This window comes from Sphingomonas sp. ATCC 31555, assembly GCF_000282895.1.
GTDB lineage: Bacteria > Pseudomonadota > Alphaproteobacteria > Sphingomonadales > Sphingomonadaceae > Sphingomonas.
Window position 1 is genome coordinate 173,923 of record NZ_ALBQ01000018.1, and the last position, 16,290, is coordinate 190,212.

Annotated in this window: 13 protein-coding genes; 5 read left to right on the forward strand and 8 right to left on the reverse strand. The window is 66.1% G+C overall.

Going from position 1 to position 16,290, the window contains the following annotated elements; all coding sequences use genetic code 11:
- Positions 1 to 7: 7 nt before the first annotated feature.
- From B215_RS0110110 to B215_RS0110130, 5 genes are all read right to left on the reverse strand, one after another.
- Positions 8 to 739 carry an N-formylglutamate amidohydrolase gene (locus B215_RS0110110; protein WP_019369532.1) on the reverse strand — a complete coding sequence of 244 codons (732 nt, stop codon included), beginning with the start codon at positions 737 to 739 and terminating at the stop codon, positions 8 to 10.
- Positions 736 to 1,470 (reverse strand): enoyl-CoA hydratase/isomerase family protein, encoded by a 735-nt coding sequence (locus B215_RS0110115; RefSeq protein WP_019369533.1) that lies wholly within the window; start codon positions 1,468 to 1,470, stop codon positions 736 to 738. The genes B215_RS0110110 and B215_RS0110115 overlap by 4 nt, the downstream gene beginning before the upstream one ends.
- 158 nt (positions 1,471 to 1,628) lie before the next feature.
- Positions 1,629 to 2,465, reverse strand: coding sequence for a 4-(cytidine 5'-diphospho)-2-C-methyl-D-erythritol kinase (locus tag B215_RS0110120; RefSeq protein ID WP_019369534.1), 837 nt, complete (start codon positions 2,463 to 2,465; stop codon positions 1,629 to 1,631).
- 19 nt (positions 2,466 to 2,484) lie between these two features.
- The gene (locus B215_RS0110125) at positions 2,485 to 3,993 is read right to left on the reverse strand and encodes a tetratricopeptide repeat protein (RefSeq protein ID WP_236704548.1); all 1,509 of its coding nucleotides are present in this window, start codon (positions 3,991 to 3,993) and stop codon (positions 2,485 to 2,487) included.
- A gap of 52 nt (positions 3,994 to 4,045) precedes the next feature.
- Entirely contained in the window at positions 4,046 to 5,698 is a 1,653-nt protein-coding gene (locus tag B215_RS0110130) for an electron transfer flavoprotein-ubiquinone oxidoreductase (protein ID WP_019369536.1), read from the reverse strand.
- Between the two features lie 131 nt (positions 5,699 to 5,829).
- Between B215_RS0110130 and B215_RS0110135 the strand changes: the two genes are divergently transcribed.
- Genes B215_RS0110135 through moaB form a run of 3 tightly spaced genes read left to right on the forward strand, consistent with a single transcriptional unit; the run spans position 5,830 to position 8,988 of the window.
- Positions 5,830 to 6,552 (forward strand): uracil-DNA glycosylase family protein, encoded by a 723-nt coding sequence (locus B215_RS0110135; protein WP_019369537.1) that lies wholly within the window; start codon positions 5,830 to 5,832, stop codon positions 6,550 to 6,552.
- Positions 6,549 to 8,471 (forward strand): lytic transglycosylase domain-containing protein, encoded by a 1,923-nt coding sequence (locus B215_RS0110140; RefSeq protein WP_019369538.1) that lies wholly within the window; start codon positions 6,549 to 6,551, stop codon positions 8,469 to 8,471. The genes B215_RS0110135 and B215_RS0110140 overlap by 4 nt, the downstream gene beginning before the upstream one ends.
- Positions 8,461 to 8,988 carry a molybdenum cofactor biosynthesis protein B gene (gene moaB / locus B215_RS0110145; RefSeq protein ID WP_019369539.1) on the forward strand — a complete coding sequence of 176 codons (528 nt, stop codon included), beginning with the start codon at positions 8,461 to 8,463 and terminating at the stop codon, positions 8,986 to 8,988. The genes B215_RS0110140 and moaB overlap by 11 nt, the downstream gene beginning before the upstream one ends.
- Before the next feature lie 153 nt (positions 8,989 to 9,141).
- On the opposite strand, the gene B215_RS0110150 is transcribed toward moaB, so the two are convergent.
- A complete protein-coding gene (locus B215_RS0110150) occupies positions 9,142 to 9,477 on the reverse strand; it encodes a VOC family protein (RefSeq protein ID WP_026009144.1) in 336 nt (111 codons plus the stop codon).
- Positions 9,478 to 9,532: 55 nt separating this feature from the next.
- Between B215_RS0110150 and B215_RS0110155 the strand changes: the two genes are divergently transcribed.
- Positions 9,533 to 10,603, forward strand: a complete 1,071-nt coding sequence (locus B215_RS0110155) for a PA0069 family radical SAM protein (protein ID WP_019369541.1) — start codon at positions 9,533 to 9,535, stop codon at positions 10,601 to 10,603.
- Here B215_RS0110155 and B215_RS0110160 read toward each other — a convergent pair.
- Positions 10,600 to 11,796 carry an SGNH/GDSL hydrolase family protein gene (locus tag B215_RS0110160; protein ID WP_019369542.1) on the reverse strand — a complete coding sequence of 399 codons (1,197 nt, stop codon included), beginning with the start codon at positions 11,794 to 11,796 and terminating at the stop codon, positions 10,600 to 10,602. The genes B215_RS0110155 and B215_RS0110160 overlap by 4 nt on opposite strands.
- A gap of 177 nt (positions 11,797 to 11,973) precedes the next feature.
- On the opposite strand from B215_RS0110160, the gene B215_RS0110165 reads away from it, so the two are divergent.
- Positions 11,974 to 14,589 (forward strand): M1 family metallopeptidase, encoded by a 2,616-nt coding sequence (locus B215_RS0110165; protein WP_019369543.1) that lies wholly within the window; start codon positions 11,974 to 11,976, stop codon positions 14,587 to 14,589.
- Positions 14,590 to 14,639: 50 nt separating this feature from the next.
- Here B215_RS0110165 and B215_RS0110170 read toward each other — a convergent pair whose 3' ends face one another.
- On the reverse strand, positions 14,640 to 16,232 hold the full coding sequence (locus tag B215_RS0110170; RefSeq protein ID WP_019369544.1) for a long-chain fatty acid--CoA ligase: 1,593 nt from the start codon (positions 16,230 to 16,232) through the stop codon (positions 14,640 to 14,642).
- Positions 16,233 to 16,290 lie beyond the last annotated feature (58 nt).

Sequence of the window (16,290 nt, forward strand, 5' to 3'; positions counted from 1 at the left end):
CGCAAGCCTATGTCGCGGGAGCACCCTTTTGCGCAAGAGTGTTGCGTAGAAAAACCACGAGCGAGGTGAGACGCTGGACCCAGCAGGCCACGCCTGCAGGATCGCGGATGAGATCGTTGCGGATCTCCAGCGCTATCGAGGGAATACCCTGCGCCTCGGCATGGCGGTTCAGCGTCGCGTTGAACATCCGGCCGGAATAAGGCTCATTGTCGCCCGTCGAAATCCCCTGTCCGCGCAGCCACGCGATCGCAGGACACGCAGCGCGTACGTCGCGATTGTAGAGGACGCCGATCTCCCAGGGCCGCGGGCTGCCATGCTGCTCCAGGCGGGGGGTGAAGCTGTGGATTGACAGGATCAATGCCGGGCGTTGGCGGCGAACCTGATCGCGCAGGTGCCGGTGATACGGCGCATGGAACCGGGCAATCCGCGCATTTCGATCAGCGCCGACATTGCCGGGGATCGGGTGTCCGTCGCTGCTGCTCCGGATCAGCGCGTCATGGTCCGGCTCGCGATGGAGATCGATGACCAGCCGGGAAACCGTTGCGAGGATCGCCGGCGCCCCCAGTCTTGCGGCCAGTGCTCGAGTCACCGCCGCAGCACCGATGTCGACGGCGATGTGCAGATCCAGCAGCGCCGGATCGATGCCGAGCTTCACATCCGGCGGCACCGCATTGGATGCATGGTCGCACAACAGCAGCACTTCCTGCGCGCTGCCGTCCAGGAATTCTATAACGCTCATTCGAACACCGCCCGTCTGCGCGCCTTGAATGCTGCCAATCCTTCCGCCAGTTCCGGACCGCCAAAGGCTGCGTCGAACGCACGATCGAGATCGGGATCGTCGGGGCGGCGCAGAGCCCCTTTCAGCTGACGGATCGCAGCCGGCGCATTCTCCGCGATTCGCGCCGCAAGCTTCGCGGCGGCGGCCCCGGCGTCGGGCGCGCGGCGCTCGACCAGGCCGATGCGTGCCGCGCTGTCGCCGTCGATCGCGTCCCCGGTGAAGAGCAGTTCGGCCGCCCGCCCGCGCCCGACCTGCGCAGCGAGCCGAGCGACGTCTTCACGCGGATAGCCGAGCCCCAACCGCGCCGGCGTTACCGCAAACTGCGCGCCGTCGCCGGCTATACGCAAGTCTGCGGCGAGGATCAGCGCCACGGCGGCACCAAAACAGCCGCCGTCCACGGCGGCGACGACTGGCATCGGCAGGGCCGCCAATGCATCGATCGCGCAGCGCATCCGATGGCGGAAAAGGGTTCTGGCGTCGGGATCCACCTGCAAATGCGCGAATTCGCTGACGTCGGCCCCGGCGGAGAAAATGCCCGGCATGTCCGAGCGCAACACTACCGCTCTTGCGTCGCCCAGTCCGGCGATCAGGGCGGGAAGCCGCTCCCATCCTGCCATCGGCACGGCGTTACGCGCGTTGCCGCGTGCGAGTGCAAGGGTGGCGATCGGCCCATCCCAACGAACTTCGATCATGTGAAGGAGCTGTGCCCGATCTGCGCAGCCAAGTCACGCGATGGCGCGCGGGCAGACTCCCGAAAGAGCGTGCCCGCGAGCCAAGGACGAACGTTCGCGCTGCGCCAGATTCGCCGCCGAGCAGGATCGCGGCCAATGCTGAAGATTACGTTACCCGATCAGCAGAGCGCCGTCGCGGCCACCCACCAGCCGGGCAGTCTCAGCGCGCGCGCAGCTGCATCGCGGGCGGCATGGTTCTCCAGCAGCGCGAAGCAGGTTGCGCCTGATCCCGACATGCGGAACAGCAGCACGCCGGGCTGGGCAGCCAGTGCGGCGAGCACGGCGTCGATCTCAGGCGCCAGCACCCGTGCCGGCCGCTCCAGGTCGTTGCGCCCCGCTTGCGCGGCGGTGAGCAGATCGCCCGTGCCGATGGGCCCGCGATCCTGACCGTCCCAGCCTCGAAAGACCGCCGCCGTGGATACGGCAACGCCGGGGTTCACCAGCAACGCTGGCGTTCCGGCAAGCCCCTCGATAGGCAGGAGGCGTTCCCCCCGCCCCTGCCCCAGCGCGGTTCGCCCCAACAGACAGGCGGGTACATCCGAACCCAGGCGGTCGGCGATGGCGAACAGCCGGGGGTCCGCTGGGTCTACACCATGGATCCGAGCCAAAGCACGCAGCGTGGCGGCCGCATCGGCCGATCCGCCGCCGATCCCGGAGGCGACCGGCAGATGCTTTTCCAATTCGATGGCATGGGCGCCGCCGCCGAACGTTGCTCGGAAGCGGGCCGCCGCGCGAGTGACGAGATTGTCGCCTTCGGCGGCCAGCACCGAAGCGAACGGCCCGGTAAGCGTGAAGCTGTCTTTCGTGGCGGGCGCGACGCGCACGATATCGCCATGCTCGACAAAGGCGAACAGCGTCTCCAGTTCGTGATACCCATCCGCGCGTCGGTGGCGGATGTGCAGCGCAAGGTTCAGCTTGGCACGGGCCGGTTCGGCGATAACGGTAAGATCAGGCATCTCAGCGCCCCTAGCGCGTTCAGGAGGCGCCCGTCAGCCCCTGGTCGAGCTTGCGGTCGATCCGCTCGGCATCGGCCGGGGCGGCATGGATCACCGCCGCACGCCAAGCATAGCGCGCCTCGAATTGCCGCCCTAGTCGCCAATAGGCATCGCCGAGATGCTCGTTTGCGATGGTACCTGCCGGATCCGCCAGCGTCGCCGCCTCCAGCAAGGGCACGCCGCGCGCGACGTCGCCATGCTGCACATAGGCCCAGCCCAGCGCATCGGCGATCTCCGCGTCCTCGGGCGCGAGTTTGCGGGCGCGCTCGAGCAGGCGGAGCGCCTCCGCCGAATCGCTGCCATGCGCAAGCAGTGCGGTGCCCAGCGCGCGAAGCGGCTCCGCGCGGTTCGGCTCCAGTTCCGCCGCGCGGCGATACTGGGCGAGCGCCTGCTCCCAGCGACCGGCACGATCCAGCGCCGCGCCATGATCGAGATGCAACTCTGCGCTGCTTTCACCGCCCCGCCGGATCGCGGTGGCATAGACCCGTGCCGCCGCATCGTGTCGGCCCGTCGCGCTCAGCAACTCGGCATAACGTTCCGCGTCCAACACCGTGGCGGAGCGGCCCTCGGCGAGCATTCGGGCTTCCGCCAGCGCCGCTTCCGCCCGATTGGCGTCGCGCAGGATCTGGACGCGTGCCACCGCTGCACGGCGGAAGAAGGGGCTGTCGTTCCGCACCTGTCCCAGCGTGGCGAGGGCGAGATCCTGGGCGCCGGCGCCACTCAGCCCCTCCCCCAGCAGGATGCGCGCGCGCTCCTCCTGCGGATCCAGCACCAGCGCCGAACGGGTAAGGGCAATGGTAAGCGTCGCCATCCGGTCGGTCGAGAGATCGCTTGCGAGCGCCAGCAACAGCCGCGAGACGCCATAGACTGCATCGGCCGTGCGGGGGCCGCGCCATTGCTTCTCCACGCCCCGCAGATCCGACCCGCCCGGATCGAGCAGGGCGCGCGCCTGGTCCCGCTCCAGCACCCGTGCCAGATCGATGCGCGCATCGTCGGTCCCCGGCCCCGCCAGCGACGGTAGGACGGCGACAGCGGCGGCCTCTCCCTTGCCGCGCGCCACCAACATCAGCGCGCGCTGCACCGGCACATAGCGTCGGGCCAACGCACCCGGATGAAGGGAGTCGAGTACGGCCGGCCCATCCAGTCCCCGCGCCTGCGCCAGCCAGGCCGTCAAAATCGGCATCAGAAAGTCGACCGGGGTGCCTTTCAGCCGCTTGACCGCATCGGCGGCGCGCGGCTGGTCCCCGGCCGAAAGCGCGACAGCCATTTCGAACAAGGCGGCATCGGGCGGCGCGACACCTGCCTTTTCCATGACCGCGACAGCGCGCACGGCCAGCGCCACATCGCCCACCATCAGCGCTTGGCGATAAGCCCGAAGCGCGATCACCGGATCGTCAGGAGTCGCAGCCAGCGCACGGCCATAGCCTTGGGCCGCAACCGTCGCTATGCCAGCCGCATCGGCGGCACGGGCACGGACGTACTCGGTCAAATCCGAGGTCTGCGCCGCTGCAGGAATCGCCTGCACCAGCGCCAGACCAAGGCTACATGTTCGGATAATTCGGCCCGCCGCCACCTTCCGGCACCACCCAATTGATGTTCTGGGTGGGATCCTTGATGTCGCAGGTCTTGCAGTGCACGCAATTCTGCGCGTTGATCTGGAACCGCAGATCATCGCCTTCCCCTACGACCTCATATACACCCGCCGGACAATAACGCTGCGCGGGCTCTGCGTACATCGGCAGATTATAGCCGATCGGAACTTCCGGATCCTTAAGGGTCAGGTGGACCGGCTGGTCCTCCTCATGATTGGTGTTCGATATGAACACGGAGGAGAGCCGGTCGAAGGTAAGCACGCCGTCCGGCTTGGGATACTCGATCTTCGGTGCCTGGTCAGCGCGCAGCAGGCCCTCATTGTCGGGCTTGTGCTTCATCGTGATCGGCCAGCGCAGTCCCAGATGCTCGCTCCACATCGCGGCGCCGGAGAGTAACGTGCCCCAGCTATCGCCGAACTTCTTAACGAGCGGCGCCACGTTGCGGACACCGCGCAACTCCCTGTACACCCAACTCGCCTCATAGGCTTGCGGGTACGCGGTTAGTTCGTCGCCGGCGCGGCCGGCCTGGATCGCTGCGAACGCCGCCTCCGCTGCCATCATCCCGCTCTTCATCGCGGTGTGCGTGCCCTTGATCCGCGGCACATTGAGGAAACCTGCGGAATCGCCGATCAGTGCCAAACCCGGTGCCACCAGCTTCGGCACCGCCTGCCAGCCACCATCCGAAATTGCCCGCGCACCGTAAGACACGCGCTTGGCGCCCTTGAGCAGCGCGGCAATCTCGGGATGCGTCTTCCAGCGCTGCATCTCGTGGAAGGGAGAAAGCCAGGGGTTCTTGTACCCCAGCCACACCACGAAGCCGATCGCGACCTGACCGTCGGCCTGGTGGTAGATGAACCCGCCGCCATTACTGCCGTCGGTCAGCGGCCAGCCCTGGGTGTGGATTACCCGGCCCGGCACATGGCGTGCGGGATCGACGTCCCACAATTCCTTGATGCCGATGCCGTACACCTGGGGCTGGCTGTCCGCATCAAGTTCGAACTGGCGGATCAGTTGCTTCGACAAATGGCCGCGGCAGCCTTCAGAAAGGAAGGTGTATTTGGCGTGGATCTCCAGCCCGGGCTGGTACTCGGGCTTGTGGCTGCCATCCTTTGCCACACCCATGTCGCCGGTGGCGACGCCCTTTACGCTACCGTCTTCGTTGTACAGCACCTCGGCGGCGGCAAAGCCCGGGAATATCTCCACGCCCAGCTCGCCTGCCTTTTCCGCCATCCAGCGGCAAAGATTGCCAAGGCTGCCGGTATAGGTGCCCTTGTTGTGCAGATAGGGCGGCGTGAGGAATTCAGGGAAGGACGATTTGCCCTTGTCGCTCAGCACCCAATGATGATTTTCGGTCACCGGCGTGCGCGCCAGCGGGCAGCCATCGTCGCGCCAGTTCGGCAGCAGCTCGTCGAGCGACTTGGGATCCACCACCGCGCCGGAAAGGATATGCGCACCGACTTCGGAGCCCTTCTCCAGCACGCACACAGAGAGTTCGGCGCCGGCCTCGGTCGCGAGCTGCTTCAACCGGATCGCCGCGGAAAGACCGGCAGGCCCCGCGCCGACGATCACGACGTCATAGGGCATCGACTCCCGTTCGCTCATCCTTGTTCCCCTAAGTCCTTCGTACTAACACGGCCGTTGCGGCCACCTGTCGTCGCGCGCCCGCAACGTTCCGTCTATCCGGCGATGAAGCCAGATTGACCCCGCCGTCAACTGGGATTCAAAGAATGGGTATGGGGGTGCAACCAGACAATAGCTGGCACAAGGCGCTCGCGAGCACGCTCGAATGGTGGGATGCCGCAGGAGTCGACATGCTCGTCGAGGACGAGGTGCGCGACTGGTTCGCCAAACCCGCGCCGCTCCGCGCCGAGCCGCAGGCCGAGCCTGCCGTAACGGCCGCACCCGCTGCCCTGCCCCAGACGCTGGCCGAATTGATCGCCTGGCGGACAAGCGAAGCCGCGCCCGAAGCCGGTTGGCACACGCCCCTGGTTGCGCCTGCGTTTGTCGAAAACGCCGCTTGGACGATTTTCGTCGACATGCCCGAGCCAGAGGATAGCGCCACGCTGTGGAGCGGTCCGGCGGGCGCCCTGCTCGATCGGATGCTGGCGGCGGTGGGGCTGGCGCGCGAGTCGGTGCAACTGGTGCCGCTCTGCTTCGCCCGCCCCCTCACCGGGCAGGTGCCCGCCGATGCGGCGCCGAAGCTGGTCGAGCTGGCCAACCATTTCCTATCGTTGGTGCAGCCGAAGAAGCTGTTGCTGCTCGGCCATGCGGCGACCCGTTCGGTTCTCGGGGCGGAAGCCTGGCCGCCGGAACTTCGTTCGTACGACGTTAACCGCTACGAGACGACAACCCAGGTGGTGGCGACCTATCATCCGCGCTCGTTGATCGAGCGTCCGGCCGCCAAGAGCGAAACCTGGAAACATCTGTTGCTGCTGAACCGGGGACCGAGCCGTTGACCTTGCGCATTCTGCTTGCCGCCACGCTGCTGGCGACGCCGATCGCCACACCGGCGCTGGCCCTGCCGTCTGATGATAACACTCCCACGCTGATCGACGAAGCGGATGCCGCTTCGGGCCCCCGTCGCGCGGGTGATGGTATTCCGTCGCAGCTCGATCCGGCGCAGCGCTCCGATTACCGCTTCGTCTTCGATGCGATCCGCAATGGTCGCTGGGCCGATGCTCAGATCAAGCTCGATTCGATGCCGCCGGGCCCACTCCACGCGATCGCCCGCGCCCAGCTATACACCGCCAAGGGTTCGCCGCGCGTCGAAGCGGCGCAATTGGTGGCGCTTATCACCGAAGCGCCGGAGCTTCCGCAGGCCGAACAGCTCGCGCGTCTTGCCAAGACGCGCGGCGTGAGCGACCTTCCTTCCCTCCCGGTGGCGCAGCGGCTGATCTGGTTCGATGGCGCGCCGATCCGCAAGCGCGCTCGCTCGATCCGCAGCGACAATGCCGCGACCGAAGTAGCGATCCTGATCGCACCGCATGTAAAGGCGGATAACGGCCCTGCCGCTGAAGCGGTGGTTGCACGCTTCGCGGGCGATCTTACGCCCGAAGCGTTGACCGAGTGGCAGCAGAAGGTCGCCTGGATCTACTATGTTGCCGGCGACGATGCCAATGCGCGCCGCATGGCGGCCAAGGCCGAGCAGGGAATGGGTGAATGGGCGCCGCAGGCCGACTGGGCAGATGGCCTTGCTGCCTGGCGCCAGCAGGATTGCACGGGCGCCACCGCTGCGTTCGAACGCGTCGCCACCCGGGCCAGCGATACCGAACTGCGATCCGCCGGCCTCTATTGGGGCGCCCGTGCGGAAATGGCGTGCGGGCGGCCAGACCGAGTGGCACCAAAGCTGCGGGCGGCCAGCCAATATGGCGAAACCTTCTACGGCCTGCTTGCCCGATCGAGCTTGGGCATAGCGGAAAAGCGGCTGGAGGGCGATCGGTTCATCAACAAGGACTGGGCTGCGCTCGAACGTCGCCCGAACGTCCGCGTCGCTGCCGCGCTGTCGGAAATCGGCGAGACGGCATTGGCCGATCAGGTGCTGCGCCACCAGGCGAAGTTCTGCACGCCGGACGATCACGGCGCGCTCACTCGCCTTGCCGCGCAGCTGAGCCTGCCGCAGACCGAATTGTGGCTGGCGCATAACGGGCCGGCCGGCGCCAAGCCGATCGTCGAGGCACGCTATCCAGTGCCGAACTGGTCGCCCGCCGGCGGATGGCGAGTCGATCGTTCACTGGTGTTCGCTCACACGTTGCAGGAATCACGCTTCAACGCGGAAGTGCGCAGCGCCGCCGGAGCCATGGGCCTGATGCAGGTGAAAACCGGCGCCGCGATTGATGTAGGTCGGCGCCGTGGGGTCACCTATGCCGCCAGCGATCTCACCAAGCCGTCGGTGAACATGGAGATCGGTCAATCCTATCTCGAGCAGTTACGCGACCTGCCGCTGACGCAAGGGCTGCTGCCTAAGGTGATCGCCGCCTATAATGCCGGGCCCAGCCCGGTCGAGGCCTGGAACCAAGCCTCGCGCGACGGCGGCGATCCGTTGCTCTACATTGAAAGCATCCCTTATTGGGAGACGCGCGGCTATGTAATGACGGTGCTGCGCAACTATTGGATGTACGAGCTGCACGACGGCAAGCCCTCCGCCAGCCGCGCCGCACTGGCTGCCGGCATGTGGCCGCGCTTTCCCGGCATGACTGGGGCCAAGGCGGTGAAGCTCAGCACGCGCCGCGCCCCGCCGCTTATCTTCCCCGCGCCGCAGCCGCTAGCGCCGCAGGCGCCTTCGGCGCTCCAGCAGCAGTTCCAGCTGCCGGCCACCGGGGCCAGCGTGACGATCAGCGCCGCCAAGCTGCCGAACGAGGTGGCGCGTGGGAATTGACGCGAGCATCGCCTTCCGCCCTGTTCGCATTGCCGTTCTCACCGTTTCTGACACCCGCACGCTCGCTGAGGATCGATCGGGCGACCGGCTGGTCGAGCGGCTGACCAGCGCCGGCCACTTGCTTACGGACCGCACGATTCTCCGCGACGATGTCGACGTGATCGCTGCTCAGTTCGAGGCATGGATCGCAGCGCCAGGCGTTGAGGTGGTTCTCGCCACCGGCGGCACGGGCGTCACCGGCCGCGACGTGACACCGGAGGCACTTGCCCGCGTCTGGGACAAGGAAATCCCGGGCTTTGGCGAACTATTCCGCTGGCTGAGCTACGCCAAGATCGGCACGTCGACGATTCAGTCCCGTGCCACCGCCGGTGTTGCGCGCGGCACCTACCTCTTCGCACTGCCGGGCTCGACCGGTGCTGTCACCGATGCATGGGACGGCATTCTCGCCAGCCAGCTCGATATCCGCCACAAGCCCTGCAACTTCGTCGAGCTGATGGGGCGCCTGCAGGAGCGGTAAGGAAGCTGCAGGCGGCCCCACCTGCCCGTACCCTGCGCTTCCCATGCCCTGCGAAAAACAGGGGCCCAGGGCCTTAAGCGACGCCCTCTCCTACCCGGCCTCCTGCTGTCGCAACGGCAAGGTGTCACCACGTGGCTCCGACTGGAAGCGACCTCAGTCCTCCACCACCCATGCTGCCAGCTCATGCCCCTGCGGATCTCGGAAGTGGAACCGCCGGCCACCGGGAAAGGCGAAGATCGGCACCGTGACCGTGCCGCCCGCCGCTTCCACTGCTGCAAGCGTCGCTTCCAGATCGTCCACCGCGATCACCGGCAGCAGCTGCGTCCGCCCCTGCGCGTCGCCGTCCAGCCCGACATCGGTGTCGCCGGTCATCGTTGCCGCATAGCTGGGGCCGAAATCGGTGAAGGCCCAGCCGAATGCCTGCCCGTAAAAGGCTTTCAGCCCCGGCACCTCGCCAACCGGTAGTTCCAGATAATTCAAGCGCGCCATCATCACCCCCTTACATGTTCTTGCTTCGTTCTACAGTCCGACGTACATTCACGCAATGGCAAAGAGTCGCCCGGTACGCGGCGCCACGCTTAATGCGGAGAGCGCTCGTTTCAACCTTCCTGCGCGCGAAGCCGATGGTGACTGGCTCGACGCGCAGGCGGTGGTCGACGGCGCGCCGCCGCCGCTCCGCACGAGCGTGACGGTCGAGACGCCGCGGACGATCATCAGCCGCAACCAGTCGCCCGACATCGGCTTTGACCAATCGGTGAATCCCTATCGCGGCTGCGAGCATGGCTGCATTTACTGTTTTGCACGGCCGAGCCACGCCTATCTTGATCTCTCCCCCGGCCTCGATTTCGAAAGCCGGCTGTTCGCCAAGCCGAGCGCGCCTGCGCTGCTTCGCGTCGAACTCGGCAAGCGCGGCTATGTCTGCAAGCCGATCGCATTCGGCACCAATACCGATCCCTATCAACCGATCGAGTCGACGTGGCGGGTCACCCGTGGCTGCCTGGAACTGCTCGCCGAGTGCCGCCACCCCCTGATGATCACCACCAAGTCGAATCGGGTGGTGCGCGATCTCGATCTGCTGGCGCCGATGGCGGCGCAGGGGCTGACGGCGGTGATGCTGTCCGTCACGTCGCTGGACCCGAAGATCGCGATGACGGTGGAACCGCGCGCGCCACGCCCCGAGCGCCGCCTGGCAGCGATCCGCACCCTCGCCGATGCGGGCGTGCCGGTCTTCGTCTCGATGTCGCCGGTGATCCCGCACGTCACCGATCACGAGATGGAGCATATCCTCGAGCGCGCCGCGGAGGCGGGCGCACGCGGCGCCTTCTTCCTGCCGGTCCGTCTCCCCTGGGAAGTCGCCCCGCTATTTCGCGCCTGGCTCGACGCGCATTTCCCCGATCGCGCCGCCAAGGTGATGGCGACCATCCAGTCGATCCGCGGCGGCAAGGACAATGATCCCGCGTTCTTCACGCGGATGCGTGGCCAGGGGCCCTGGGCCGAACTGCTCCGCACCCGCTTCACCCGCGCGGTGAAGCGCTACGGCCTGGAGGGCGAGCGCATCCGCCTGCGAACGGACCTGTTTCGCCCCCCCTCCGGTCCCCAGGGGGAGTTGTTCTAGCGCAGCAGCGCCAGGGGCACCGCGGCCGCCATCGCGCGATAACCGTCGATCGAGGGGTGGAGCCCGTCGCCGCTGTCATATGCCTTGCGCAACCGGGTGGGATCGGCCGGATCGCGCATTGCGGCGTCGAAATCGATCACCGCGTCGAAGTTGCCCGGGGTGCGGATCCAGCGGTTCACCGCCTGGCGGTCCGCTTCGTTCAGCGCATCGGGATGATAGTAAGCGGACGCGGCATAAGGCATGATGGTACCCCCGATCACCTTGATGCCATGCGCATGTGCCCGCGCGACCATCTGCCGATAGGCGTCGATCATCCGCGTCACCAGCAGGGCATGGGCTTCCGCAGTGACCGGCGCATCGCGAGTCAACGTCCCCAGATCGTTCACGCCCTCCAGCACGAGGACATGGGTGACGCCGGGCGGCGTCAGCACGTCGCGGTCGAAACGGGCCAGCGCATTGGGGCCCAGCCCATCGTTGAGCAGCCGGTTGCCGCCGATCCCGGCATTCAGCACGGCAACGTCGCCAAGCCCCGGCGCTGCCCGCAGGCGAGCCTGCAGCGCATCGGTCCACCGCGCATTGGTGTTGGGCTTCACCCCGTAGCCATCAGTGATCGAGTCCCCGAATGCTACGATCGCGCGGGCACGCGGCGCGGCCGCCTCGATCCCGGCAATCTGGTACCAGTGATCGACCGTCTTGGCACCTGGCAGATCGGTGGCGCCGCCCTGGCTGCCGCGCGCCAGATACGAGGTTGCGCGCGAACCCGGATGGCTTGTCTGTACGCCCGGCGCGCTGGGCAGATGGAAGGAGACGGCAAGGTCGGCCCCGCGCGCAGCGTTGAGCTCGACCGGATCGCTCCAATAGTCGGCGCCGGCGGGAATGGTGACCGTCCCGCTGCCGCCAAAGCGCAGCGTACGGAGAGAGGCGGGATCGATCGCGGCACGGGCAGGATCCAGCGCCCGCGCCACAGTGGCGCCGTCCAGGATCAGCGGCGTCGTGCCGAACCGATTGGTGAAGCGGATGCGCACCCTGGTTACCGACAGCGGGACGCGGACGATCTGGCGTAGCGTCGCGTCGGTCAGTTCCTCCTGGGAAAGCGCGTTCGGTCCCTCCGCCACCAGCTGCGCCGTCGCCCAGATCGCGGACCAGCGTTCCCCCGGAGCGGCATGCGCGCCTGCCACCAACAGCAATGCCATGGCGGCACCGCTCACCCATCCTCGCATCCAGCCTCTCCCGAGCATCTTCTGATATCGGTACCATAGCGACGGCGGACGGTGCGGCAAGCGACCAAATCGGAGGGACGTCAGCGGATGTGATATTGCAACATCGAAGCGTCGGACCTAGTCCTGCATGCCGTTTTCGAAGGACCCTTGATGCGCGTTTCCCTGCTCGCCTGCACTGCCCTGTTCGCCCCCAGCCTTGCCCTGGCGCAAACGCCGCAGCCGCAAGGCAAGCTGCCGGATGTCGCCACGCCCGCCGCCTATCGTCTGGATTTCACCATCCTGCCGGAAAAAGACCGCTTCAGCGGCCATACCGAGATCGATGTCGATCTGAAGCAAGCGGCGAGCGCCCTCTGGATGCATGGCCGTGACCTGCGCGTGAGCAAGGCGACGGTGCAGATCGGTAAGAAGCGCATGCCAGTGCGGTTCACGCAAAAAAGCCCGACCGGCCTCGCCCAGCTAGATTTCGGCACTACCGTTCCGGCAGGCCGCGTAACCCTGCGCTTTGATTACGATGCCCCGTTCGGAACGACCACGTCCGGCATGTACCATGTGAAGGTGGACAATGCCTGGTACAGTTGGACCCAGTTCGAATCAATCGATGCCCGCGCCGCCTTCCCGTCCTTCGATCAACCCGGCTACAAGACGCCGTTCACTATTTCGATCACCACCCGGCCCGGCTTTGTGGCCGTCAGCAACGCGCCCCAGGCCAGCATGCGCAAACAGGGAGCGCTGGTGAAACACCAGTTTGCGCCCACCAAGCCGCTGCCCACCTATCTGGTGGCGCTCGTCACCGGCCCATTCGCAACCACCAAGACCAGCATCGCGGCGACGCCGGAGCGCAAGGATCCGATGCCGTTAGGCGTGATCGGCACGCAGCCCAATGCTGGACAGCTGGCCTATGCCCGCGATGAATCGGGCAAGATCGTCGCGCTGCTCGAACGTTATTTCGGTCAGCCCTTCCCCTTCCCCAAGCTCGACCAGATCGGCTCGCCGATCATGCCGGGAGCGATGGAGAATGCCGGCGCCGATATTTATGGCGACGACATTCTGTTCCTGGACGAATCGGCTTCCACCGAACGGAAGCAGGCGTTCGGCATGGTCGTTGCGCACGAATTGTCACACCAATGGTTCGGCGATCTCGTCACTCCGGCTTGGTGGGACGATATCTGGCTGAACGAGAGCTTCGCCAATTGGATGGGCTATCGCATCGGTAACGAATGGCGGCCGGATCTCGAAATGGGCGTCAACGCGATCGAAGAAGGCTTCCAGGCGATGACGCTGGATTCCCTTCCGACCGGGCGACCGATTCACGAGCCAATTTTGCGGGACGGCGATATCGATGCCGCGTTTGATCAGATCACCTATGGCAAGGGCGGCCAGGTGGTTGCGATGATCGCCGACTATATGGGCGACGAACGGTTCCGTGATGGGGTGCGCCTCCACATGCGGCGCCACGCCTATGGCAATGCCACCACCGATCAGTTCTTCACCTCGCTGGCGGATGCCGCCGATGATCCTCGCGTGCTCGCCTCGCTCAAGAGCTTCGTCGACCAGCAGGGCGTGCCCCTCGTCACGCTGCGCCGCGAGGGCGAACGGCTGATCGCCAGCCAGTCGCGCTTTGCCTATTTCGGCACCAACCTGCCCGCGCAGCAATGGTTGATCCCGCTATGCCTGCGCCGCAGCGAAACCAAGAGCTGCACGCTGCTCGATCAGCCGAGCGAAGCGATCGAAGCCAAAGGTAGCGGAACGATCGTGCCCAATGCAGGAGGCTGGGGCTATTATCGCTTCGAACTTGATCCCGCCGATTGGACGGCACTGATCGCCGCTGGCACAACGCTGCCGCAAGGTGAGGCGCTGGCGCTGGACGATAGCGTGTGGGCGAGCTTCTATGCTGGCCGCAGCGACGTGACGCGGCCGATCGCCCTGGCCCGCGCCATGGCCGCGCACCCCGCGCAAAAGATTGTGTTCGACAATGCCGATCGCCTGCGCGGGCTGGAAGCGCGAGGGCTGCTGACGCCGGCGGCGTTGCCCGTCTACCGTAAGCTGATTGTCGATCTCTACAGTCCGATGCTGGCGAAAAGCGGCTTCGATCCCAAGGCGGACGCCCATGCCGGTGAGACTGCCGACGAGCAGGAATTGCGCAGCCGCCTGCTCGACCTGCTCGTCTTTTCCGGGCAGGACGCAGCACTGCGCGCGCAACTGCTGAGCGCATTCGATGCCTGGGCGGCTGGGGACGCCAAGGCATTGGATCCCCAATTTGCGTCAATGGCTGCGGCGGTCGCCATCAACGAACGCGGCTTGGACTACGCCAAGGCACTGCTCGAACAATCGCTTGCCGGCACCAGCACCGTAGATCGCAGCATCGTCGGCGAGGGGATCGCCCGATCTGGACGCGCCGATATCGCACGCTGGTTCCTGAACGAATTCAACGACCCGCGCTTCAGCCCACAGATGCGCGCCAGCGTCGTGGCAGGCTTTTTCCAATCCCCCCACACACGCGATCTCGCCAGCGATGCGATGCTCGCGAACTTCGACACAATGATCAAGGAAAGCGGCAGCGCCGGCATCTTCGCTGCGCGTGCCGTTGCGATGTTCGGCCGGCTCTGCTCGAACGCCCAGGCCGACAAGGTCGACGCCAAGCTGCGTCCCACGCTCCAGGGCAGCACCTTGGCGCTCGATCGCACGCTGGACGGCATTCGAACCTGCGCTCGCTTCCGCGAGGCGAAGACGGAAGCGATCAGCGCAGGGATGCTCGCCGCCCGGTGAGCGGCCTGGTGACGGCGGCTGCGATGCAGTCGTCGCCCCTGGCCTCACGTTCAGGCAGCAGCGAGCGAATAGTCCTTGTAGCGCTGGCGGATCTCCATCTTCAGCAGCTTGCCCGTGGCGGTGTGGGGCAGCGCATCGACGAAGTGGATCTCGTCGGGCAGCCACCATTTCGCGACGTGCGCCGCCAGATGCGCTTGGATCTGCTCGGCCGTCACATCGCTGCCCGGCTTGCGAACTACCAGCAGGATCGGCCGCTCCTCCCAACGCGGGTGGTGCACGCCGATCGCCGCCGCCTCGGCGACGCCTGCGCAGCCCACAGCGCAATTCTCCAGTTCGACCGAGCTGATCCATTCGCCACCGGATTTGATCACGTCCTTGGCGCGATCGGTGATCTGCATTACTCCGTCCGAATGGAGTACGGCGACGTCGCCGGTGTCGAACCAGTTATCGGAGTCGATCGCCGGCGCTTCCTCGCGGAAATACTGGCGGACCACCCAGGGCCCGCGCACCTGCAGCCGCCCGGAGGTCTTGCCGTCGCGCGGCAGCACCTTGCCTTCGTCGTCCACCGTACGCAGTTCGACGCCATAGGGTACTTTGCCCTGCTTGCTGACCTGATCGACCTGGGCGTCGAAGCTCAGTTCGTCCCAGTCGGGCGATGGAGCGCCCATCGTGCCGATCGGGCTCGTCTCGGTCATGCCCCAGGCGTGATTGACGCGCATCCCCATCTTCATCAGTCGCTCGATCATCGCTCGGGGTGCCGCCGAGCCGCCGATGGTGACGATCTTGAGGTATCTCGGCGCCTCGCCGGTCGCGTCGATATGCTGGAACATGGCGAACCACACGGTCGGCACGCCGGCTGAATGAGTCACCTTCTCGCGGTTCATCAATTCGCACAGGACCTTGGGATCATTGACGGCCGAAAACACCATCTTCGCGCCTACCGCCGGTGCGGCCCACGGCAATCCCCAACCAACAGCGTGGAACATCGGCACGATCGGCATCGCGACGGATTGGGTGGAAAGATCGAACTCGGCCGGCTGCAATTCTGTCAGCGCGTGAATAACCGTCGAGCGATGGGTGTAGACCACGCCCTTCGGATTCCCCGTGGTGCCGCTGGTGTAACAGAGCATCATCGGCTCGCGCTCGTCGCCCTGCGCCCAGCTATAGGCACCGTCTTCGGCGCCGATCCAGGCCTCGAACCCCTCGGGCCCGAGATCGTCGAAGCAGATATAATGTTCGATCGTGGTCCATTGCGGCTTCAGCCGCTCGACGACAGGCTCGAACATCCGATCGTAGAGCAACACCCGATCCTCGGCATGATTACCGATAAAGGCGAGTTGATCGTCGAAGAGCCGCGGATTGATGGTGTGGATCAGCGCACCCATGCCGGTTGCGCCATACCAGGCGACGAGGTGCCGGCTGTGGTTCATCGCCAGGGTTGCGACCCGATCCCCCTTGCGGATTCCCATGCGCTCGAGCGCCTGCGCCATCCGCCGCGCGTCGTGCGCGATACCTGCCCAGCTCGTGCGCGTCTCGCTGCCGTCCGCCCACCGCGTGACGATTTCGCGAGGCCCGTGCTCCCGCGCCGCGTGATCGAGCAAGGTGGATACCCGAAGCTCGAAATCTTGCATGCCGCCCAGCATATGCCTCTCCATTGCGTGGCTGTTTTGGGCGCAAGATACGCCTTCACCTGCAGGAGTC